The sequence below is a fragment of the Brevundimonas sp. CEF1 genome, assembly GCF_051353055.1.
GTDB lineage: Bacteria > Pseudomonadota > Alphaproteobacteria > Caulobacterales > Caulobacteraceae > Brevundimonas.
This window is the reverse complement of record NZ_CP195594.1, coordinates 43,228-62,865: the sequence shown is the minus strand read 5'-3', so window position 1 is coordinate 62,865 and position 19,638 is coordinate 43,228. Positions and strand designations below refer to the sequence as shown.

Annotated in this window: 19 protein-coding genes and 1 pseudogene; 19 read left to right on the top strand and 1 reads right to left on the bottom strand. The window is 60.1% G+C overall.

The genetic code is table 11. From position 1 onward, the window contains the following. The first annotated feature begins 37 nt into the window (after positions 1-37). The 6 genes from traU to ACR9FL_RS18520 all read left to right on the top strand — a co-directional run bounded on the left by traU (position 38) and on the right by ACR9FL_RS18520 (position 10,491). Positions 38-1,009, top strand: coding sequence for a conjugal transfer pilus assembly protein TraU (traU, locus tag ACR9FL_RS18545; protein WP_436358251.1), 972 nt, complete (start codon positions 38-40; stop codon positions 1,007-1,009). Between the two features lie 12 nt (positions 1,010-1,021). Further along, positions 1,022-1,867 (top strand): type-F conjugative transfer system pilin assembly protein TrbC, encoded by an 846-nt coding sequence (gene trbC / locus ACR9FL_RS18540; RefSeq protein ID WP_436358195.1) that lies wholly within the window; start codon positions 1,022-1,024, stop codon positions 1,865-1,867. Between the two features lie 96 nt (positions 1,868-1,963). Then, the gene (gene traN / locus ACR9FL_RS18535) at positions 1,964-5,071 is read left to right on the top strand and encodes a conjugal transfer protein TraN (RefSeq protein WP_436358194.1); all 3,108 of its coding nucleotides are present in this window, start codon (positions 1,964-1,966) and stop codon (positions 5,069-5,071) included. 29 nt (positions 5,072-5,100) lie between these two features. Continuing rightward, positions 5,101-5,994, top strand: coding sequence for a conjugal transfer protein TraF (locus ACR9FL_RS18530; protein WP_436358193.1), 894 nt, complete (start codon positions 5,101-5,103; stop codon positions 5,992-5,994). An 11-nt stretch (positions 5,995-6,005) separates the two neighbouring features. Beyond that, positions 6,006-7,424, top strand: a complete 1,419-nt coding sequence (locus tag ACR9FL_RS18525) for a conjugal transfer protein TraH (RefSeq protein ID WP_436358192.1) — start codon at positions 6,006-6,008, stop codon at positions 7,422-7,424. 7 nt (positions 7,425-7,431) lie between these two features. After that, a complete protein-coding gene (locus ACR9FL_RS18520) occupies positions 7,432-10,491 on the top strand; it encodes a conjugal transfer protein TraG N-terminal domain-containing protein (protein ID WP_436358191.1) in 3,060 nt (1,019 codons plus the stop codon). A gap of 52 nt (positions 10,492-10,543) precedes the next feature. On the opposite strand, the gene ACR9FL_RS18515 is transcribed toward ACR9FL_RS18520, so the two are convergent. Further along, entirely contained in the window at positions 10,544-10,855 is a 312-nt protein-coding gene (locus ACR9FL_RS18515) for a hypothetical protein (RefSeq protein ID WP_436358190.1), read from the bottom strand. A 163-nt stretch (positions 10,856-11,018) separates the two neighbouring features. On the opposite strand from ACR9FL_RS18515, the gene ACR9FL_RS18510 reads away from it, so the two are divergent. The 13 genes and pseudogenes from ACR9FL_RS18510 (at position 11,019) to ACR9FL_RS18450 (ending at position 19,637) form a co-directional block, all read left to right on the top strand. Next, positions 11,019-11,672 carry a hypothetical protein gene (locus ACR9FL_RS18510; protein ID WP_436358189.1) on the top strand — a complete coding sequence of 218 codons (654 nt, stop codon included), beginning with the start codon at positions 11,019-11,021 and terminating at the stop codon, positions 11,670-11,672. Then, on the top strand, positions 11,672-12,190 hold the full coding sequence (locus ACR9FL_RS18505) for a hypothetical protein (protein WP_436358188.1): 519 nt from the start codon (positions 11,672-11,674) through the stop codon (positions 12,188-12,190). Before ACR9FL_RS18510 ends, ACR9FL_RS18505 begins: the two co-directional genes overlap by 1 nt. Beyond that, positions 12,187-12,432 carry a hypothetical protein gene (locus ACR9FL_RS18500; protein WP_436358187.1) on the top strand — a complete coding sequence of 82 codons (246 nt, stop codon included), beginning with the start codon at positions 12,187-12,189 and terminating at the stop codon, positions 12,430-12,432. Before ACR9FL_RS18505 ends, ACR9FL_RS18500 begins: the two co-directional genes overlap by 4 nt. Beyond that, on the top strand, positions 12,432-12,716 hold the full coding sequence (locus ACR9FL_RS18495) for a helix-turn-helix domain-containing protein (RefSeq protein ID WP_436358186.1): 285 nt from the start codon (positions 12,432-12,434) through the stop codon (positions 12,714-12,716). Before ACR9FL_RS18500 ends, ACR9FL_RS18495 begins: the two co-directional genes overlap by 1 nt. A gap of 525 nt (positions 12,717-13,241) precedes the next feature. Continuing rightward, a complete protein-coding gene (locus ACR9FL_RS18490) occupies positions 13,242-14,006 on the top strand; it encodes an IS6-like element IS6100 family transposase (RefSeq protein ID WP_001389365.1) in 765 nt (254 codons plus the stop codon). A gap of 195 nt (positions 14,007-14,201) precedes the next feature. Further along, positions 14,202-14,447, top strand: coding sequence for a DUF1010 domain-containing protein (locus ACR9FL_RS18485; protein ID WP_436358185.1), 246 nt, complete (start codon positions 14,202-14,204; stop codon positions 14,445-14,447). 20 nt (positions 14,448-14,467) lie between these two features. After that, positions 14,468-15,022 carry an aminoglycoside N-acetyltransferase AAC(6')-Ib4 gene (locus tag ACR9FL_RS18480; protein ID WP_003159191.1) on the top strand — a complete coding sequence of 185 codons (555 nt, stop codon included), beginning with the start codon at positions 14,468-14,470 and terminating at the stop codon, positions 15,020-15,022. A gap of 131 nt (positions 15,023-15,153) precedes the next feature. After that, a complete protein-coding gene (gene ere(A) / locus ACR9FL_RS18475) occupies positions 15,154-16,374 on the top strand; it encodes an EreA family erythromycin esterase (RefSeq protein ID WP_032084014.1) in 1,221 nt (406 codons plus the stop codon). A gap of 183 nt (positions 16,375-16,557) precedes the next feature. Continuing rightward, positions 16,558-16,905, top strand: a complete 348-nt coding sequence (locus tag ACR9FL_RS18470; RefSeq protein WP_000679427.1) for a quaternary ammonium compound efflux SMR transporter QacE delta 1 — start codon at positions 16,558-16,560, stop codon at positions 16,903-16,905. Next, positions 16,899-17,738, top strand: a complete 840-nt coding sequence (gene sul1 / locus ACR9FL_RS18465) for a sulfonamide-resistant dihydropteroate synthase Sul1 (RefSeq protein ID WP_000259031.1) — start codon at positions 16,899-16,901, stop codon at positions 17,736-17,738. Before ACR9FL_RS18470 ends, sul1 begins: the two co-directional genes overlap by 7 nt. A gap of 127 nt (positions 17,739-17,865) precedes the next feature. Then, the gene (locus tag ACR9FL_RS18460; protein WP_000376623.1) at positions 17,866-18,366 is read left to right on the top strand and encodes a GNAT family N-acetyltransferase; all 501 of its coding nucleotides are present in this window, start codon (positions 17,866-17,868) and stop codon (positions 18,364-18,366) included. A gap of 320 nt (positions 18,367-18,686) precedes the next feature. Continuing rightward, a pseudogene (locus tag ACR9FL_RS18455) lies at positions 18,687-18,755 on the top strand (hypothetical protein); the annotation flags it as partial. Positions 18,756-18,872: 117 nt separating this feature from the next. After that, a complete protein-coding gene (locus ACR9FL_RS18450; RefSeq protein WP_001389365.1) occupies positions 18,873-19,637 on the top strand; it encodes an IS6-like element IS6100 family transposase in 765 nt (254 codons plus the stop codon). Position 19,638: the final 1 nt, after the last annotated feature.

Genomic DNA, 19,638 nt, shown 5'->3' with positions numbered 1-19,638 from the left:
TGTGGCCTCGACCGCTGGCGGATCCGCTGCGACTGCGATGGTGGCCGGTGCGGCCGCCGGCGCCAACCCGACGTGCAGCGGTCGTTTCGTGAACCCGATCACAGATGTCTGCTGGAGCTGCCTCTTCCCACTGACCTTGGGAAGCGTGCCCCTTTTCAAGGGAAGCAAGCCCGATACGCCGAACCCGAGTTCGCCGGTCTGCCTCTGCCCGACGACCTTGCCGCCGTTCGTTATGGTGGGCCTCAATGTCGGCTTCTGGGAACCTGTGCGCCTGGTCGACGTGACGCAGAAGCCCTTCTGCTTCGTGAACCTCGGAGGGCTCAAGATCAATCCGGGCTTCGGCTATCCGGCCAAGTCGTCTCGAAAGAGCAATGAACAGGCCGACAGGTCGCAGTACCACGTCCATTGGTATGTCTATCCGGTCATGTACTGGCTCGAGCTGATGACGGATTTCCTCTGCGTCGAGCGGATGACCTTCGACATCGCCTATATCACCGAGCTGGATCCGCTCTGGAATGACGATCACCTGGCGGTGCTTATTCATCCCGAGTCCCTGATCTTTGCCAACCCCATTGCGGTGGCCGCCTGCTCCGTGGACTGCGCGTCATCGTCCCTGGGTTCCGTCCGCCATGAGATGTTTTGGTGCGCGGGGTGTCAGACGACGATGTACCCCATGACGGGCAACGTCTCTGGGGAATATGGCGACGTCCAGGGCACCCTGCTGGTGGCGGCTCGCTTTGCATACAAGATGCACCGCCAGTTGCTTGCTGACGGTACGAGCGGTCCGAAAGCGTCGTGCCGGAAATACAAGATGCCGATCATGGATAAGCGGCAGTACCGCTTCCAGATGGTGAACCCTGTTCGGCACACGAAGGGGCCGTTCACTTGTCCGGCGATCGGCGTGACGAGCGTGACCTACGAAACTGGCAAGTCATTCCCGATCAAGGGCGAAGACTACGGCTATCTGGTCTGGCGCAAGCGTAACTGCTGCGTGACCGTCGTTCCCTAAGGATACAGCGATATGGAATTACTTCCCGTTTTTGACGGCTCGGCGGTCGCGTGGATTGTTGCAGGCCTCCTGCTCCTCCTCGCGTCGGTGGGGATCATTGTCGCCTGGCGTCTCCAATGGCTGTTGTTGCAGATGGCCTCAACGCTGAGCGTCTGCCTGGTCGTGCTCTGGACTTCCATGCCGACGATGGCGCTCGCCCAGGATCAGCTCGGCGCTGCCGCCAGAGAACTGATCGACCATGCTGAAGCCCGTGCGCGAACGGCCGAGGAAGCCCTGACGTCCTGGCTTCAGCAGTCGACGCGCATATCGGATGCACATCGTGAAGAGATCCGGGTCATGACTGAGGAAAACGCCGCCCGGATTGCCGAAGGCATGAAGATTGTCAGCGCCGACGACTCCTCGTTCGGCGACGCGGCTCGCCTGATCACGGAAGCCGAGGATGAAGGCGGCGCCCTCTATATCGCCGTTTCCCTGACCATGCCGAAGGAAGCCCTTCGCCAGCTGTCGATCGATGCCGATAAGGCCGGCGCGAGAATGGTCATTCGCGGTCTTGTCGATGGCAGTTTCGAGCGCACCCTAGTTGTTGCGCGCGAAGTTTTCGGGCAAGATGATCTTAGCGGTCTCGCAATCGAACCACAGGTTTTCCGTGCCTATGGTGTCGAGCGCGTGCCGACGTTCATTGCAGCCACCTCGCCTGTTCAGCCTTGCGAAGACGGCGTCGACTGCGTGAGCTCGGTTACCCCTCATGACCGCATCGCGGGGAATATCTCCCTCGCGGAAGCTTTGCGTCAGATTTCTCAGCGCGGCGATGCCGCGCCTGATGTCGCTCGTGCGGCTCTGACGCGCTTGGAGGGGTAATGGACCATGCGCGCGCCATCTTCGGTTAAGGGTCTTCGGGCTCGTTTGATCGGATCCATAGCTTTAGTCCTGGCCATCTCGGCCGGGGCTTCGGCCATGGGCCAGACGACAACAACGGGAGATGGCGGCGCAGGCAGTTTCGCCGGCGCCAACCAACCGCCTCCGATCGGTGATCCGAACCAGGTCGTGCCGGGCATGGGATCGTCGGACGCCCTCAACGCCTATGGCGAAGATCCGCAGGGCCTGATTGCTGCTGGCGAGGCAAACGCACCAGGCAACCAGTACCTCGAGGTCCTCGGCGGTGGGGCGGTCAATGCAGCGCGCTACGACCTGAGCAACAACGACGACTGGCTGAAGCGTTCATTCGATATTCTGAACGACGCCGAGGGGCACACCGGCGGGCTCACCGACGACGCCACCACGTCGTGCAGCGCCGAGAGCGGCCAAAAGACGAAAACCGAAACGTCGCTCTACACCTGTGAGAGCGGCCAAGCGTCGTATGACGAGCAGGAATCCTGCTCGCGAACCTATCAGCCGATCTTCGACACCGACTACCTCTACAAATGCCTTTCGGGAACGCAATGGCGAGCTGTCGCTAAGACGTGTGAGCCCGAGCGTGTGGTCGTCGTTGATGAGGACTACGTCTATTCTTGCCGGACTGGGACGGTTTGGACGCACACGCCTGCGAGCTGCGAGCGCAAGCGCATCGTCGTGGTCGATGAGGACTACAAGTACGGCTGCGTGAAGACCTGGAACGGCTCTACCCATGCGCCGAACGCTGCCTGTAATGCGAACGGCCAGCCTGGCTGCGCCCCCTCGGGCGGTCAGGTTTGCGCCGCACCTACAGGCCTTCCCAGCAGCTATGTTTGCCAGGAAGGCTACCAAGGCTCCCAACAAAATCACGTCTGCAAAGCCACCCAGAAGATCGAGTACGGAAGCAATTATTCGGCCGTTGGACGAATTACGTGGTTCAACAACAACCCCGCGCCCGCATTATCGAAAATCCAAAGCTATCTTCCGGGGTGCACGATTTCCTGGCTCGGAAACCAGGTCCCTTCGGGAGGGGGGCAAGAGAGAGCTTTCGCGGCCCTCTGCGCAGGTGAAGTTCCCACGAGCAAGTTCTTCTGGGATGGTGATGGGCAGCAGTGGCTCGTCTATGACCGAAACGGCGGAACCTATGGCATTCTGTTGGCCACGCCGTTTAACCAAGCGATCAGTGATCAAGAGGTCATTGTAAGAAGCTGCCCGGCTAATGTTGATACCGACCCTAACTGCCGTCAGGTAACGCGGACCTGCATTGAAGCCGGTGGCTATCGGACTATCAGCGGCCAACAAGTCTACCGTAGCTGCTGGGCCTGGGACGAAGTCTATACCTGCGGCACACAGTCCAACTACGCGGGCTGCAAACCTCCGGCAGGAATGGTCCAGTCGGGCGAGAAGTGCATCGCCACGAATTCCAGCGGCGTCTGCACCGGTACTGAAAAGACCTTCGTGGACCCGGCTGGCGGCTGCTCACGCTATGAGCAGGACTTCCGCTGTGAAGACCCTGTCGTCGGCGCCGGGACGCCCAGCGAGGTCATCCGCGATGTTGTGTCCGACACCTGGGACAACGGCTGCAACGCCTTGGCGGGGAACGGCGCCTGCGTGAAGCAGGGTGAGGTCGTCATCGAGGGGAACGCTACGAAGGTCATCAACGGCCTGCCCGTGACGCGGAACCCGTGGCACGTCCGCGAAGACTACATCTGCTCATCATCCTCGAACGTGAACAGCTGCACGCCCTTCACGGGATGCACCCAGCAGGCGCAGACTTGCGCGAGCAAGGACCGCGCGGGCAACTGCACGGCCTATGACCGCACCTATCGTTGCGAAAATCCGGCCAACGATGGCGGGACGCCCATCGAGACGCCGCGGGATATCGTCGGCGAGTATTGGACCGACCCGTGCGCCGCCAACCGGAACGATCCTTCGTGCCGGAAGACCAATGACGAGGTGCTGATAGGCAACGAAACGCGGGTGATCAACGGCCTTTCCGTCACTCGCAACCCCTGGAAGCGTCGCGAGACCTGGACCTGTGACGTGTCCAACCCGGTCGAGACCTGTGGGCCAGTCAAGGCCTGCGAGCTGGTTGGCGAGAGCTGCGCCGGCACAGACCCCAAGGGCGCGTGTTCGGCGACCGAGAAAACCTATCGGTGTGAGAACCGAGTGCCGGGCGCCGGGGAACCTTCAGGCGACGTAACTGACCACGTAGGCGGCGACATGCAGGGCCCGTCGTGCCGCCCGGCGACCGACACGACCTGCCGCAAGAAGGAAACGACCTGCACTCAGCCCGGGGAAACCCGCATCATCAACGGCGTGCCGACGACTGCGCCATGCTGGGAAGAGACGGACACCTACATCTGCGAGAAAACCAGTCCTGAAACGAGCAACTGCAAGCCCGCATCGGGCTGCGAGTTCGTTCGTCAGGAATGTCTCGACGGCGCCGTAGGCTCGGATCAGTGCCGCACCTTCGAGAACATCTACCAGTGCAAGAAAGAGGTCCTGGTCGAGGAGACCAAGAACACCTGCCAGACGAAGGTCTGCATCGGGAGCATGTGCATCGGCCAGGATGATGAAGGCGACACCGATCTGCCGGATGCGCTGGCCGCCATGTTGATCGCGCAGATGGCAGGCGAGGATTATTCCAAGAACATGACGATCTTCAAAGGCCAGCCGATGCGCTGCCGGAAGGCCGTCCTTGGGTTCCGCAACTGCTGCAAGGACTCCGGCTGGGGCGTGGATATCGGCCTCACCCAATGCTCGGCGGAAGAGGAGACTCTGATGACGCGGCAGGAGGCCAAGTCCACCCACTATGTCGGGACCTATTGCTCCCAGAAGTCCTTCCTGGGCGTCTGCCTGGAGAAGGCGATGCGATACTGCTCGTTCGACGGCACGTTGGCCCGCATCGTCCAGGAGCACGGGCGCCCTCAGATCGGCAAAGACTGGGGCACGCCCAAGGACGCGAATTGCGACGGCTTCACGGTCGAGGAATTTGAAAAGCTGGACCTCACGGACGCCGACTTCTCGGATTTCACCGACGACGCGATGAAGAAGATCATGAACCCGGACCAGAACAGCACTCTGGGCCGGATCCAGCAGAACATCAGCAATCTCATGGGGTCGGGCTCGCCAGGCATTGGCGACGTCGACGAGGCGGGAAACCCGTGACCCCTATCAGCGACTTCAGGAGCAAGATCATGAACCGACGTAAGGGTTGGTTGTTGGCGGCGTCGGCCGCAGTTGCTGTCGTGGGCGGAAGCCCTGCAGTGGCTCAGGAGGCGACGCCTGATTACTGCGCGCGAGATCTTGGCCAGTGGTTCTATTGCGAGCGGCCGATCGAAGAGGAACCGAAGCCGGCCGAGTTGAACCAGATCCCGCAAACGCCAGCGATGCGGGCGCCGGAACTGGCCGAGCTGGAGCAGTTCCAAAAGGAGCTCGAGGAGGCGCGGAATATCGCCACATGGCGGCCCTCGCCGGAGACCGTCGAGCAATATTACCGCCTGCAGCAGGTCGCCTTGGACAAGGGTGGCTTGTTCGCCGACTACTACCGACGCCTGGTCTGGACGAACCCCGAGCTGGACTACACGGTCAAACGCCCCGTCGTTGAAATCGCGAAGCATGGGTGGACGGATGACCGTATCTCGGACCGCGATCGCTTCCTGCGCAGCGTCTCCGACAAAGTGGGGCTGTTCTACGTCTACCGCGGCTCATGCGGGCCCTGCACCATCGCTTCTCCGATCGTGAAGGGCTTTGCCGATCGATACGGCATGAACGTCCAGGCAATCTCGGCCGACGGCGCCTCGAACAGCCATTTCCCCAACGCGCGCCGTGACCAGGGGCAGTTGCAGCAGTGGGGCGTGCGCCAAATGACGCCGGCGCTTCTCTTCTTCCAGTCGAGTGATGTTGATCCCCGAACTGGCGAGGTCCGGCCGCGCCGGATCCGGGGCGCGAATGGTGAGATGCTCGAACTGCTTCCGTGCCGGAAGCGTGAAGGCTGTCTCACGTACGCCGGCGCTGGAGTGATGTCGCAAGAGGACATCGCTGAACGCCTCTTCGTCCTGCTCTCCAAAGAGCCCGGCACCGACTTCTAGGAAACCAGACCATGAGCAAGAAACGGCATATCATCCGAAACGCCGCCGTGGCGCTGGCCACCACGACGACCATCCTTTGCTGGACGGGCCAAGCGGCAGGCTCGTCGGTCAACGACAGCATGAACGCCTACTGGTCGAGCTCGATCGGTTCAGCGAACATCACGGGCCCGACCGCGTATCAAGGCCAGAGCGCCGGGTACTACACGATGGGCAACGTGGCCTTCCGTGGGCCGCAAGAAACCTCGCAGATTGCAACGATTCAGATGCCCTCCGTCCGAGCCGGATGCGGGGGTATCGACATCTTCAGCGGCGGCTTCAGCTTCATCAACTCGGATCAGATCGTGGCCCAGTTGAAAGCGGTGGCTTCGAACGCCCTTTCGTACGCTTTCATGCTGGCGCTGAAGACGCTCTCTCCGCTTGTGGCGGACCAGATCGAGAGCCTTCAGAAGATGGCCAACGACGTGAACCAGTTCAACATGAACAGCTGTCAGCAAGCCCAGGCCCTGGTGGGTGGGCTCTGGGGTCGGTCGGACACTGCGTCCAATCAGATTTGTCAGGATCTCTCGACCTATCGCGGCTTTTATTCTGACCGGATCGCCGCGCGCCACGATTGCCCCAATCGCCTGACGTCGAACCTCAACCGACTGCCTGACAGCGATAAAGCCGTCGTGCCGATCAATAAGAACCTGGCCTGGGAAGCTGCGAAGCAGCACCCGATGCTGGCCAGCGACGAGGACCTGGCCGAGCTGTTCATGACGCTCACGGGGACGATCATCTACCGATGCCCGAATGACCAAGGGTGCATCGTCGACGTCCTGCCGGCGCAAGCTGCAGACGACGGCGTCATCACCAAGCTCCTGGACGGCGGCACGCTGCGCGTTCACCGCTGCGACGAATACAAGAGCTGCCTGATGCCGGTGAAGTTCGGCAAGGTGGAGACCGTGTCCCAGAATGCGGCGCTGCGACGCCGGGTCGAGGCGATGCTTCGCTCGATCACGGGCAAGATCCAAGCCCGCCAAGCCCTGAGCGCTCAGGAACAGGATTTCCTGAACATGGTGACGCTGCCGGTTTACAAGATGGCCAGCGTCTTCGTTGCGCATGAGCGGTCCCTGGCCGGCAACACCATGGCGCAGTACTCGGACATCATCGCCATGGATCTGACGATCACCTGGCTGGAACGCTCCGTGATGCAGCTCGAAAGCGGTTCCCGCAACCTGGTTGGGATTGACCAGGAACAGATGCGCGACTGGCGCGGCAGCATCGATGCGGTTCGGAAGCAGCTGACCGAGAAGCAGCAACTGCTGCAGAGCAAGTCCTCCTCGATCGAGGCCATGATCGCACGGGCCCAGGCGGCCGAGCGTGTGATCGCGGCGCGCGCTGGCAGCAACATTGCTGACAGCGTGACTTTCGCCAGCAACCTTCAGCCGTAGGGCCGTCATGCACGAAATCATCGTCTATGGCGGCGGCGCCATCTATCGGGACGTGCTGAACGGCATTGCCCTGATGGCGGGCAGCAACGGATTGTCGACCCTCATCAGGGTGACGATGCTCCTGGGCCTGGTCTTTGTCATGATGAAGCTGGCGTTCGACCTTCAGGTGAAGGCGGCGTTCAGGTGGTTCATCATGTCGATGATCATTTTCAACCTGCTGTGGGTGCCCAAGGTCCAGGTCCACATCACCGACAGGTTCGACCCAGCGCTGGCGGGTGCGGACGTGGCCAACATCCCGATTGGCCTTGCCGTCGTGTCAAGCCTATCGAGCAAGGTGGGAGACAGGGCGACCCAGCTGAGCGAGCAGGCCTTCACCCAGCCGAATGACGTCGCCTATTCGAAGACCGGCATGGTTTTCGGCGCCAAGGTCTTTGAACGGTTGAGGACGGCTCAGATCGCGGATCCTCGCTTCGACGGGAATCTGCGTAGCTTTGTCCGCGGCTGCATCTACTACGACATCCTGGAAGGCCACTACTCGGCCGCTGAGTTGGCCAGGCAAAACGACCTGTGGACCTACGTCACATCGACCAAGGGCACGAACCCCGGCCGCTCACTGGAATACGTCACGTCGTCCGGTCTGCGCGAGATCATCTCCTGCACGGTTGCTGCGCAGCGCATGAATTCGGAATGGGCCTCGACGCTGAATAGCTCGATGTCGATGTTCCAGCGACGCTTGCGGCCAGAACTCCCGGAAGCACAGCTGCAAAGCGCCTTCCTGCAGGAGATGGGGGCGCTTCATCCGTTCATGCTGGGCGCGTCGCGAGACGCGACGAACACGTTCCAGCAGGTGCTGATGATCAACGCGATCCGCCGCGGCGTTCCGGGCTTCTCGGCCGAGGCTGGCAACGACGCCATGGGCGTTTTCGCCGAGACCCAGGCCGAGCTGCACACGCGCAATCAGCAACGGCTCATGGGGGGTGTGGCTGAAAAGGCCGTGCCGCTTCTGAAAATCCTGACAGAGCTCCTCATCATCGGGATCTTCCCGGTCATTTTCCCCGCCATGCTGCTTCCGACGGTCGGACTGCGTATCCTGCAGGGCTATTTCGGAGGGTTCCTCTACCTTCAGCTCTGGGGGCCCATGTACGTGATCCTCCATTCCATCATGATGTGGCAAACGTCGAAGGATACGCCGGCAGCGGCCTTCATTCCGGGCAGCACAAGCGGATTGAAGCTCGGCAACCTGGAGGCGATCAGCGGACTGAACGCCGAGATCGCATCTTTGGCCGGCTATCTAGCCCTGTCGATCCCCGTGCTTGCGTCGACGATTGCCTTCGCGGGCGCCAAGGCCGTTGGCATGGGCGGCGAGTCCTTGATGGCCAGCTTCCGTGGTGGTGCTGAAGCAGCTGCAGGCGCCGCGACGACCGGCAACATCAGCCTCGGCAATACGGCGTTCGAGAACCACTCGTTCAAGAACCTGTCGGGGATGCGCCAAAGCACCTCGGCCGACCTGGACTTCGGCCTAACCCGCTACAACGACAACAGCCTCAACCGGATCGAGACGAACCGCGACGGCTCGATCACGACCACCAAGGCGGCGATGTCTCAGATGGCCGTCAACGTGAAACACTCGGAAGGCATCTCGGCCGCTGCCGTTCAGGCGGCCAGCGATCGTCGTCAGGAGTCTGTGGATCTTCGACATTCACTGCAGGAGGGGCGCACGCGCGCACAATCCGAGAGTTCCGAGTTCATCCAACAGTGGATGGCCGGTACGTCTTCCACCTGGACGCAAGGCAAGGACAACCGGGGCACGTGGGGGGCGATGGAACAGCAGATGGACAGCCAAGCTACACAGCTGTCCAAGCAGTTCAACATTGACCATCGCGACGCAAAAGCCATTACGGCCAGCGCCGCACTGGAAATGTACGGTCAAGCCGGTCTCAGCTCAGGGATACTGAAGCAGGCCGGCATCGACGCCCAAGGCGGCCTCCGGACGAACGTAGGGGTCAACGGTCAACGGTCATCGACCGTTAGCACGACCGATGCGCTGAACGCCGCCAAAACCTCGATGTCGAACCACTCGTTCTCGGATCGCTATGATCAGACAGTCGCGAACTACGCTCAGGAATCTTTCTCCCAGACCCAAAGCGCTTCCACGTCAGAGGCCCTGAAGCGTTCCGACACCTTCACCTCCACCCGCTCCATCACCGACAGCATGGATCGATCGGAAAGCATGGCACGCACCTATGAACAGCGAGCCGACCTGACGAAGTCCCAAGGGGCCTCGGCAGAAATCAACTACGCCAATGCGTTCGAAAGCTACGCAATCGATAAGCTGGTTGGGCGTCAGGACGCCTATGGCAACGAGATCACCCAAGACCGAGCCCGCCAGATACTGGCCGGCCATTCGAACGCCGACATGGGCCTGGTGCACGAGGTAACGCAAAGCTTCCATCGGGATATGGCGACGCGCATTGATACGCCGGATTTGATTCATGAGAACCAGAGCGTTGGGATGACCGCTGCTGCAGCCAATCCCGGTGCAGTCCGAGAGCTCACTGACGGTGGCTCAGCAGGATTGGGCCATGGTCTCGGCCGAGGGTCCGAAGGTCGACCAGGCCAAAGCTTCTCTATGGATGGCGAGCCAGCGGCCAGAGAGGCTGGCGCCGCTGTCGCTGCGGGTCCAGCTCGCAGTCAAAGCAGCGGCGGCGTAGAACGCCAGACGTCAGGAAGAGGCACAACCTTGAGCCCGCCTGAGCCAGCTTCGCCCGGACCCGGATGGGCAGGGGAGTCCAGGATGCAACCAGGCTTCTCATCACCCGTGAGGGATCGGATCAGGGGCGACACGGACGCGGCGAATGAGAGCCTCGGTGAACGAAGAGAGGCGAACTTCGCCAAAGGCGGCGGACGCGCGTTGGGAGAGGTCGTCTCTGACGTGGCCCCGCACGGTACGGGCCGGATCGTGGCAAACTCCTTCGGTGCCGTCTTCGACCGTGAAGGGTTCCACCCGGAGACTGCCGCAGTTGCGCAGAATGCCGGTGGCCGCCTGGCTCGCAGATATCGCGATTAAGAAAAAGGGCGCCGTTTAACGGCGCCCTTAACACTTGCGGACTGGCTGGGAGCTACTTCGGCAGCGACTTCAGTACGAGCGAGAGCCGCCAAATAATGATGCCGGGGATAATCGACAGCAAGAGCGCGAAAAACATCGACATAACGCCAGCAACAGCGCCGGCGGCACCGGCTCCAATCAGGCAGATGATGAATGTTGCAATGCCGCCGATCGCAAAAAGAGCGACGAAAAAGCCAGCGATCACAATTCCCGCGATGCAGTTGTTGCGCACGATCGAGGGATTTAGCGCAACGCCCGCCAGCGCATTGAAGGTCGCCTGGGCGCGAGGATCCAGCTGGATGCCGGCATTCTGATGCGTAGTCATGTCGGGCTCTCCCTGAGCGGTGTTCTTTGATTGTTCTCTCACACTTTCACCCACCCGGCTAGTGCACAGCGCCCACTTGCGCGTGCTTCGACATTCGGGGGTTGCAACCTAGCGTCAGCGCTAGATCCCCCGCTAAGACAGTCTCATACTTCTGGAGGAACCTATGAAGAAATCGCTTTCGGCGGCCGCCGCCGCCCTTGCTCTGGCCTCGACGGCAACCGTCGCTGAAGCCCAGTCCCGCAACCAATCCTATCAGGCCTACGCGGTCATCGACCTGCAGACTGACGCGCCGAAAGGCCCGCTGATCGATGCTGCCGAGCGGGCCCTGGCCGGCTACTCCTCGGACCTGAACACCATCCGCCCGATCGCCGTTCAGACGCCGGAACAGCCCGGTCGTTTCCAGCTTCAGAACCCGCTCGCTGAAAACAGCCGCCTGGGTGCGCTGGCCGCCTTGGGCGGCGTCAGCGCCCAGTCCTTCATGATTGCGACCTGCGACGGCGCCGTCTGGGTGGCAAACCTGACGCGCAACATCTCAGGCAGCCAGAACATGCGGGCTACCCTGTGCCTCTTCCCGTATGCCAACGATCAGCGCCAAGGCTATCACCTGAATCTGTTCGTCAACGACACGGCCGAGGGCGGCGGCGGTCTGACGCGGCGCTTCGGCCGAGCTGTCTCGGCGCGCCTGGTCGGCACGCCCCAGGAGTTCACCGAGCGGATGCTGAAGGAAACGGTCGTGGCGCTGGAAACGAGCTCGGGCGCCTCGGCCGTTCTGATCGAGGGCGAACCTGACATCCCCGGCCTCGCCTGGAAGCGCTGATGATGAACGACGCCAACTCCAAACTGGACGCCTGGATCGAGGCTGAGCTTCCATCGAAGCTTGCGGTCGAACGGCGGAACAAGCTGGAAGAGGTTCGCAAGAGCCTCGCCCGTCGCGATTATGGACGGGTGAAAGAGGAGCTCGAGGCCGCCGTGAAAGACGGCGACGAGGGCCTTGCGGCCGACATCCGGGAGCGGATCGATCAGCACGAAGCGAAGCGCGCTTGCCTTGAAAATCCGGCCCATAGGCTGGCGCTGAAGGAAGAGCGGGCCCAGAGAAAACTCGAGGAGAAGATCGAAGCCTACGTGAAGTCAGTCGCGGTGGGTTTGATCGTGGTGAGCCTCATTGGCGCCCACCTGGAAGCCTTCGAACTGATGACCGGGGTCGCGATCGGCGGTGGCGGAGCCGTTCTCTTTGTCTTCTCGGGCCTGATCGCGGCTTTCTACGTCGATTTCATCGCCGGGAAGATGGTCGACCGGATGAAGCCCCAGGCCAACAATCAGGAGCGCAAGGCATGACCGACGACGTGAAAGCCATGGAGGAAAAGGCGGTGCGAGTGGAAGCGCGTCGCATCTATCGGGCGACAAAAAGCAGACGACACCATGCGGTCATTATTATCTCGGCGTGCAGCCTGGCGGCGGCGATCGGTCTCCTGAAGTTCGACCTTTCCCTCATGTCGGCTCTCGTGGGCGCCGTAGGCGTCATCGGGGCCATCTGGGGCGAAGCCCTCGTCACCCTCAGCATGGAGTACCCTGAGTAGTGAACCGTCGCATCAAGATCGACCATGGCCTCTGGCCAGAAATGGGCCATCTGAGCCAGGAGCTGAAGAAGGCGAGGGCCACTGCAGGGCTGACCCTTGAACAAGCTGGCCAGGCCGTCGGCGTGCCGCCCGACTACATCGACAAGCTTGAAGGCGGATACAACAACCCGTCGATCCAGTTCCTCTGCGCCTATGCGAGGGTGCTGAAGGTGCCTGCCGGCGATCTCCTGCCGCGCGAGCTCCTGTCTCCAGTGAGGACTCGAGAAGGACAGGCGCTCCAGTAGATCGGCCGCCGCCGACGTCCACGATCGGATATGAAGAAGGCCAGGTCCGCGAGGATCTGGCCTTTGCTCTTGAGGGTTGAATGAAGACCGCTCAGCGCCGACGAAGCGCCTGGATCCCGTTGTAGAGGGTGGCCAGCACGCCGGCGCCGATGATGACCAAGAACCACCCTGGCAGGACACCCAGGTTCACGGCGAGCCCGAAACCCGCGATGACCAAGCCGCATACCGCTAGGACACTCCAGTCCCGACGTCGCTGCGAGGCCTTCAGGCCGGAGACGATGTCCTGGACGCAGTGCTCGCAGTCGCAGGTGTCTCCAGAACAGTTGGGGCAAAGGCCCGGGGGAAAGTCGGGATCAGGCTTCAGGCGCGCCCTCGGGACTGGACCGCAGCCGTCTTGGCACAAGACCCATTCAGACGTCGCGATCGAGTGACCTCCTTCCAGTTTCGAGGTCATTCGCCTGCCTGGCTCTGTTGCAAAAATCGTGAAGCTTGAGCATGCTTGGCGGAGATTGGACGGACGGAACGATGACGGATTTCAAGTGGCGCCATTTCCAGGGTGATGTGATCCTGTGGGCGGTGCGCTGGTATTGTCGCTATCCGATCAGCTATCGCGACCTTGAGGAAATGCTGGCGGAACGCGGCATTTCGGTCGACCATACGACGATCTATCGCTGGGTCCAGTGCTACGCCCCGGAGATGGAGAAGCGGCTGCGCTGGTTCTGGCGGCGTGGCTTTGATCCGAGCTGGCGCCTGGATGAAACCTACGTCAAGGTGCGGGGCAAGTGGACCTACCTGTACCGGGCAGTCGACAAGCGGGGCGACACGATCGATTTCTACCTGTCGCCGACCCGCAGCGCCAAGGCAGCGAAGCGGTTCCTGGGCAAGGCCCTGCGAGGCCTGAAGCACTGGGAAAAGCCTGCCACGCTCAATACCGACAAAGCGCCGAGCTATGGTGCAGCGATCACCGAATTGAAGCGCGAAGGAAAGCTGGACCGGGAGACGGCCCACCGGCAGGTGAAGTATCTCAATAACGTGATCGAGGCCGATCACGGAAAGCTCAAGATACTGATCAAGCCGGTGCGCGGTTTCAAATCGATCCCCACGGCCTATGCCACGATCAAGGGATTCGAAGTCATGCGAGCCCTGCGCAAAGGACAGGCTCGCCCCTGGTGCCTGCAGCCCGGCATCAGGGGCGAGGTGCGCCTTGTGGAGAGAGCTTTTGGCATTGGGCCCTCGGCGCTGACGGAGGCCATGGGCATGCTCAACCACCATTTCGCAGCAGCCGCCTGATCGGCGCAGAGCGACAGCCTACCTCTGACTGCCGCCAATCTTTGCAACAGAGCCTTTTTTTGTACAGTCTATGCCTCGGGCATCCAAGCAGCAAGCGCGTTACGCCGTGGGTCGATGTTTGATGTTATGGAGCAGCAACGATGTTACGCAGCAGGGCAGTCGCCCTAAAACAAAGTTAGTCCCATCACCCGCTCTATGCGCGCAGCCACTTATTTCAGCGCTCCGCCCTGTTCCAAAGGCTTTCAAGCCTTTTGGGCCTCCAGCGCTTGTGCAGCAAGCGCCATCAGCTATCATTCTTGCAGTGCTGCGCCGCTTTCGTGGTCCAGCGGTTTTTCGTGGGCTGCGCACATCTTCAAGGCTGGGCGCTCCCTTTTGGCCTTCGGGTCTAACTCTGCGGTCAAGCGGACCCGCATTCTGCGGGCCGCTTACCTTGGCCGTTAGGCATCACAAAGTACAGCATCGTGACCAACAGCAACGATTCCGTCACACTGCGCCTCATGACTGAGCATGACCTTGCGATGCTCTATGAGTGGCTAAATCGATCTCATATCGTCGAGTGGTGGGGCGGAGAAGAAGCACGCCCGACACTTGCTGACGTACAGGAACAGTACTTGCCAAGCGTTTTAGCGCAAGAGTCCGTCACTCCATACATTGCAATGCTGAATGGAGAGCCGATTGGGTATGCCCAGTCGTACGTTGCTCTTGGAAGCGGGGACGGATGGTGGGAAGAAGAAACCGATCCAGGAGTACGCGGAATAGACCAGTCACTGGCGAATGCATCACAACTGGGCAAAGGCTTGGGAACCAAGCTGGTTCGAGCACTGGTTGAGTTGCTGTTCAATGATCCCGAGGTCACCAAGATCCAAACGGACCCGTCGCCGAGCAACTTGCGAGCGATCCGATGCTACGAGAAAGCGGGGTTTGAGAGGCAAGGTACCGTAACCACCCCAGATGGTCCAGCCGTGTACATGGTTCAAACACGCCAGGCATTCGAGCGAACACGCAGTGATGCCTAACCCTTCCATCGAGGGGGACGTCCAAGGGCTGGCGCCCTTGGCCGCCCCTCATGTCAAACGTTATGCTGTGACCCGGGTTGTTGGCGAAGCGAACGTATGGCGATTAAAGTAATAAACGCAAAGGTAAAATAATGACGTGGAGAACGACCAGAACACTTTTACAGCCTCAAAATCTGGACTTCAATGAGTTTGAGATTCTTACTTCCGTAATTGAGGGCGCCCGAATTGTCGGCATTGGCGAGGGCGCTCATTTTGTCGCGGAGTTTTCACTGGCTAGAGCAAGTCTTATCCGCTATTTGGTCGAAAGGCATGATTTTAATGCGATTGGTTTGGAATGTGGGGCGATTCAGGCATCCCGGTTATCTGAATGGCTCAACTCAACAGCCGGTGCTCATGAACTTGAGCGATTTTCGGATACCCTGACCTTTTCTGTGTATGGCTCAGTGCTGATCTGGCTGAAATCATATCTCCGCGAATCAGGAAGAAAACTGCAGTTAGTCGGAATCGACTTACCCAACACCCTGAACCCAAGGGACGACCTAGCGCAATTGGCCGAAATTATCCAGCTCATCGATCACCTCATGAAACCGCACGTTGATATGCTGACTCACTTGTTGGCGTCCATTGATGGCCAGTCGGCGGTTATTTCATCGGCAAAATGGGGGGAGCTAGAAACGGCTCGGCAGGAGAAAGCTATCTCAGGGGTAACCAGATTGAAGCTCCGCTTGGCGTCGCTTGCCCCTGTACTGAAAAAACACGTCAACAGCGATTTGTTCCGAAAAGCCTCTGATCGAATAGAATCGATAGAGTATACGTTGGAAACCTTGCGTATAATGAAAACTTTCTTCGATGGTACCTCTCTTGAGGGAGATACTTCCGTACGTGACTCGTATATGGCGGGCGTAGTAGATGGAATGGTTCGAGCGAATCCGGATGTGAAGATAATTCTGCTGGCGCACAACAATCATTTACAAAAAACCCCAGTCTCCTTTTCAGGCGAGCTTACGGCTGTTCCCATGGGGCAGCACCTCGCAGAGAGGGTGAATTACCGTGCGATTGCATTCACCCATCTTGGACCCACCGTGCCGGAAATGCATTTCCCATCGCCCGACAGTCCTCTTGGATTCTCTGTTGTGACCACGCCTGCCGATGCAATCCGTGAGGATAGTATGGAACAGTATGTCATCGACGCCTGTGGTACGGAGAATTCATGTCTGACATTGACAGATGCCCCCATGGAAGCAAAGCGAATGCGGTCTCAAAGCGCCTCCGTAAAAACGAAATTGAGCGAGGCATTTGATGCCATCGTCTGTGTTCCAAGCGCCGGCAAGGACAGCCTAGTTGCCCTATAGGAAACCGGAAATGAAAATGAGGGAGCATAACCTGCGAATCCACCGGACGGTTTTCAACCGCCGGTGATCAGCGCGTTAGATGCACTAAGCACATAATTGCTCACAGCCAAACTATCAGGTCAAGTCTGCTTTTATTATTTTTAAGCGTGCATAATAAGCCCTACACAAATTGGGAGATATATCATGAAAGGCTGGCTTTTTCTTGTTATCGCAATAGTTGGCGAAGTAATCGCAACATCCGCATTAAAATCTAGCGAGGGCTTTACTAAGCTTGCCCCTTCCGCCGTTGTCATAATCGGTTATGGCATCGCATTTTATTTTCTTTCTCTGGTTCTGAAATCCATCCCTGTCGGTGTTGCTTATGCAGTCTGGTCGGGACTCGGCGTCGTCATAATTACAGCCATTGCCTGGTTGCTTCATGGGCAAAAGCTTGATGCGTGGGGCTTTGTAGGTATGGGGCTCATAATTGCTGCCTTTTTGCTCGCCCGATCCCCATCGTGGAAGTCGCTGCGGAGGCCGACGCCATGGTGACGGTGTTCGGCATTCTGAATCTCACCGAGGACTCCTTCTTCGATGAGAGCCGGCGGCTAGACCCCGCCGGCGCTGTCACCGCGGCGATCGAAATGCTGCGAGTCGGATCAGACGTCGTGGATGTCGGACCGGCCGCCAGCCATCCGGACGCGAGGCCTGTATCGCCGGCCGATGAGATCAGACGTATTGCGCCGCTCTTAGACGCCCTGTCCGATCAGATGCACCGTGTTTCAATCGACAGCTTCCAACCGGAAACCCAGCGCTATGCGCTCAAGCGCGGCGTGGGCTACCTGAACGATATCCAAGGATTTCCTGACCCTGCGCTCTATCCCGATATTGCTGAGGCGGACTGCAGGCTGGTGGTTATGCACTCAGCGCAGCGGGATGGCATCGCCACCCGCACCGGTCACCTTCGACCCGAAGACGCGCTCGACGAGATTGTGCGGTTCTTCGAGGCGCGGGTTTCCGCCTTGCGACGGAGCGGGGTCGCTGCCGACCGGCTCATCCTCGATCCGGGGATGGGATTTTTCTTGAGCCCCGCACCGGAAACATCGCTGCACGTGCTGTCGAACCTTCAAAAGCTGAAGTCGGCGTTGGGGCTTCCGCTATTGGTCTCGGTGTCGCGGAAATCCTTCTTGGGCGCCACCGTTGGCCTTCCTGTAAAGGATCTGGGTCCAGCGAGCCTTGCGGCGGAACTTCACGCGATCGGCAATGGCGCTGACTACGTCCGCACCCACGCGCCTGGAGATCTGCGAAGCGCAATCACCTTCTCGGAAACCCTCGCGAAATTTCGCAGTCGCGACGCCAGAGACCGAGGGTTAGATCATGCCTAGCATTCACCTTCCGGCCGCCCGCTAGCGGACCCTGGTCAGGTTCCGCGAAGGTGGGCGCAGACATGCTGGGCTCGTCAGGATCAAACTGCACTATGAGGCGGCGGTTCATACCGCGCCAGGGGAGCGAATGGACAGCGAGGAGCCTCCGAACGTTCGGGTCGCCTGCTCGGGTGATATCGACGAGGTTGTGCGGCTGATGCACGACGCTGCGGCGTGGATGTCCGCCAAGGGAACGCCCGCCTGGGACGTCGCGCGGATCGACCGGACATTCGCGGAGACCTTCGTCCTGAGATCCGAGCTCCTAGTCGCGAGTTGCAGCGACGGCATCGTCGGCTGTTGCACCTTGTCGGCCGAGGATCCCGAGTTCTGGCCCGACGCCCTCAAGGGGGAGGCCGCATATCTGCACAAGCTCGCGGTGCGACGGACACATGCGGGCCGGGGTGTCAGCTCCGCGCTGATCGAGGCTTGCCGCCATGCCGCGCGAACGCAGGGGTGCGCCAAGCTGCGGCTCGACTGCCACCCGAACCTGCGTGGCCTATACGAGCGGCTCGGATTCACCCACGTCGACACTTTCAATCCCGGCTGGGATCCAACCTTCATCGCAGAACGCCTAGAACTCGAAATCTAACGTCCGTTCGGGCATCGAGGTCCATGTCGGGGTGGGACGGGCCCGTGGCTTCAAGATCACTTGCAGTCCGACCGCGATGTCTTGGTTGCGCGAGAGGTTGTCGATATCCTCCACTTCCATCATCAACCCTGGATAATGCCGCCGCCGTCATCGCCGCCGACGCCCGTGCCGGGCTTTTCGGGCCTGTCAGGCTTGCTCGGCCTTCAGCCTGCCTGGGCGAGATCTCCGGCGGACGGATTAACGGCGGAGCTTCGCCGCCTTTCGTGCGTGTGAAGGCCGAAGATAGTTCTCTCAAAAACATCCGTTTATGAGAGATACCAAATGTCATTTTCAGAAGACGACTGCACCAGTTGATTGGGCGTAATGGCTGTTGTGCAGCCAGCTCCTGACAGTTCAATATCAGAAGTGATCTGCACCAATCTCGACTATGCTCAATACTCGTGTGGGCTCTGTTGCAAAAATCGTGAAGCTTGAGCATGCTTGGCGGAGATTGGACGGACGGAACGATGACGGATTTCAAGTGGCGCCATTTCCAGGGTGATGTGATCCTGTGGGCGGTGCGCTGGTATTGTCGCTATCCGATCAGCTATCGCGACCTTGAGGAAATGCTGGCGGAACGCGGCATTTCGGTCGACCATACGACGATCTATCGCTGGGTCCAGTGCTACGCCCCGGAGATGGAGAAGCGGCTGCGCTGGTTCTGGCGGCGTGGCTTTGATCCGAGCTGGCGCCTGGATGAAACCTACGTCAAGGTGCGGGGCAAGTGGACCTACCTGTACCGGGCAGTCGACAAGCGGGGCGACACGATCGATTTCTACCTGTCGCCGACCCGCAGCGCCAAGGCAGCGAAGCGGTTCCTGGGCAAGGCCCTGCGAGGCCTGAAGCACTGGGAAAAGCCTGCCACGCTCAATACCGACAAAGCGCCGAGCTATGGTGCAGCGATCACCGAATTGAAGCGCGAAGGAAAGCTGGACCGGGAGACGGCCCACCGGCAGGTGAAGTATCTCAATAACGTGATCGAGGCCGATCACGGAAAGCTCAAGATACTGATCAAGCCGGTGCGCGGTTTCAAATCGATCCCCACGGCCTATGCCACGATCAAGGGATTCGAAGTCATGCGAGCCCTGCGCAAAGGACAGGCTCGCCCCTGGTGCCTGCAGCCCGGCATCAGGGGCGAGGTGCGCCTTGTGGAGAGAGCTTTTGGCATTGGGCCCTCGGCGCTGACGGAGGCCATGGGCATGCTCAACCACCATTTCGCAGCAGCCGCCTGAT

Coding starts and splice junctions, on each gene's coding strand:
- traU (WP_436358251.1), top strand. CDS start 38: ATGGTGGCCGGTGCGGCCGCCGGCGCCAACCCGACGTGCAGCGGTCGT.
- trbC (WP_436358195.1), top strand. CDS start 1,022: ATGGAATTACTTCCCGTTTTTGACGGCTCGGCGGTCGCGTGGATTGTT.
- traN (WP_436358194.1), top strand. CDS start 1,964: ATGGGCCAGACGACAACAACGGGAGATGGCGGCGCAGGCAGTTTCGCC.
- ACR9FL_RS18530 (WP_436358193.1), top strand. CDS start 5,101: ATGAACCGACGTAAGGGTTGGTTGTTGGCGGCGTCGGCCGCAGTTGCT.
- ACR9FL_RS18525 (WP_436358192.1), top strand. CDS start 6,006: ATGAGCAAGAAACGGCATATCATCCGAAACGCCGCCGTGGCGCTGGCC.
- ACR9FL_RS18520 (WP_436358191.1), top strand. CDS start 7,432: ATGCACGAAATCATCGTCTATGGCGGCGGCGCCATCTATCGGGACGTG.
- ACR9FL_RS18515 (WP_436358190.1), bottom strand. CDS start 10,855: ATGACTACGCATCAGAATGCCGGCATCCAGCTGGATCCTCGCGCCCAG.
- ACR9FL_RS18510 (WP_436358189.1), top strand. CDS start 11,019: ATGAAGAAATCGCTTTCGGCGGCCGCCGCCGCCCTTGCTCTGGCCTCG.
- ACR9FL_RS18505 (WP_436358188.1), top strand. CDS start 11,672: ATGATGAACGACGCCAACTCCAAACTGGACGCCTGGATCGAGGCTGAG.
- ACR9FL_RS18500 (WP_436358187.1), top strand. CDS start 12,187: ATGACCGACGACGTGAAAGCCATGGAGGAAAAGGCGGTGCGAGTGGAA.
- ACR9FL_RS18490 (WP_001389365.1), top strand. CDS start 13,242: ATGACGGATTTCAAGTGGCGCCATTTCCAGGGTGATGTGATCCTGTGG.
- ACR9FL_RS18485 (WP_436358185.1), top strand. CDS start 14,202: ATGCGCGCAGCCACTTATTTCAGCGCTCCGCCCTGTTCCAAAGGCTTT.
- ACR9FL_RS18470 (WP_000679427.1), top strand. CDS start 16,558: ATGAAAGGCTGGCTTTTTCTTGTTATCGCAATAGTTGGCGAAGTAATC.
- sul1 (WP_000259031.1), top strand. CDS start 16,899: ATGGTGACGGTGTTCGGCATTCTGAATCTCACCGAGGACTCCTTCTTC.
- ACR9FL_RS18460 (WP_000376623.1), top strand. CDS start 17,866: ATGGACAGCGAGGAGCCTCCGAACGTTCGGGTCGCCTGCTCGGGTGAT.
- ACR9FL_RS18450 (WP_001389365.1), top strand. CDS start 18,873: ATGACGGATTTCAAGTGGCGCCATTTCCAGGGTGATGTGATCCTGTGG.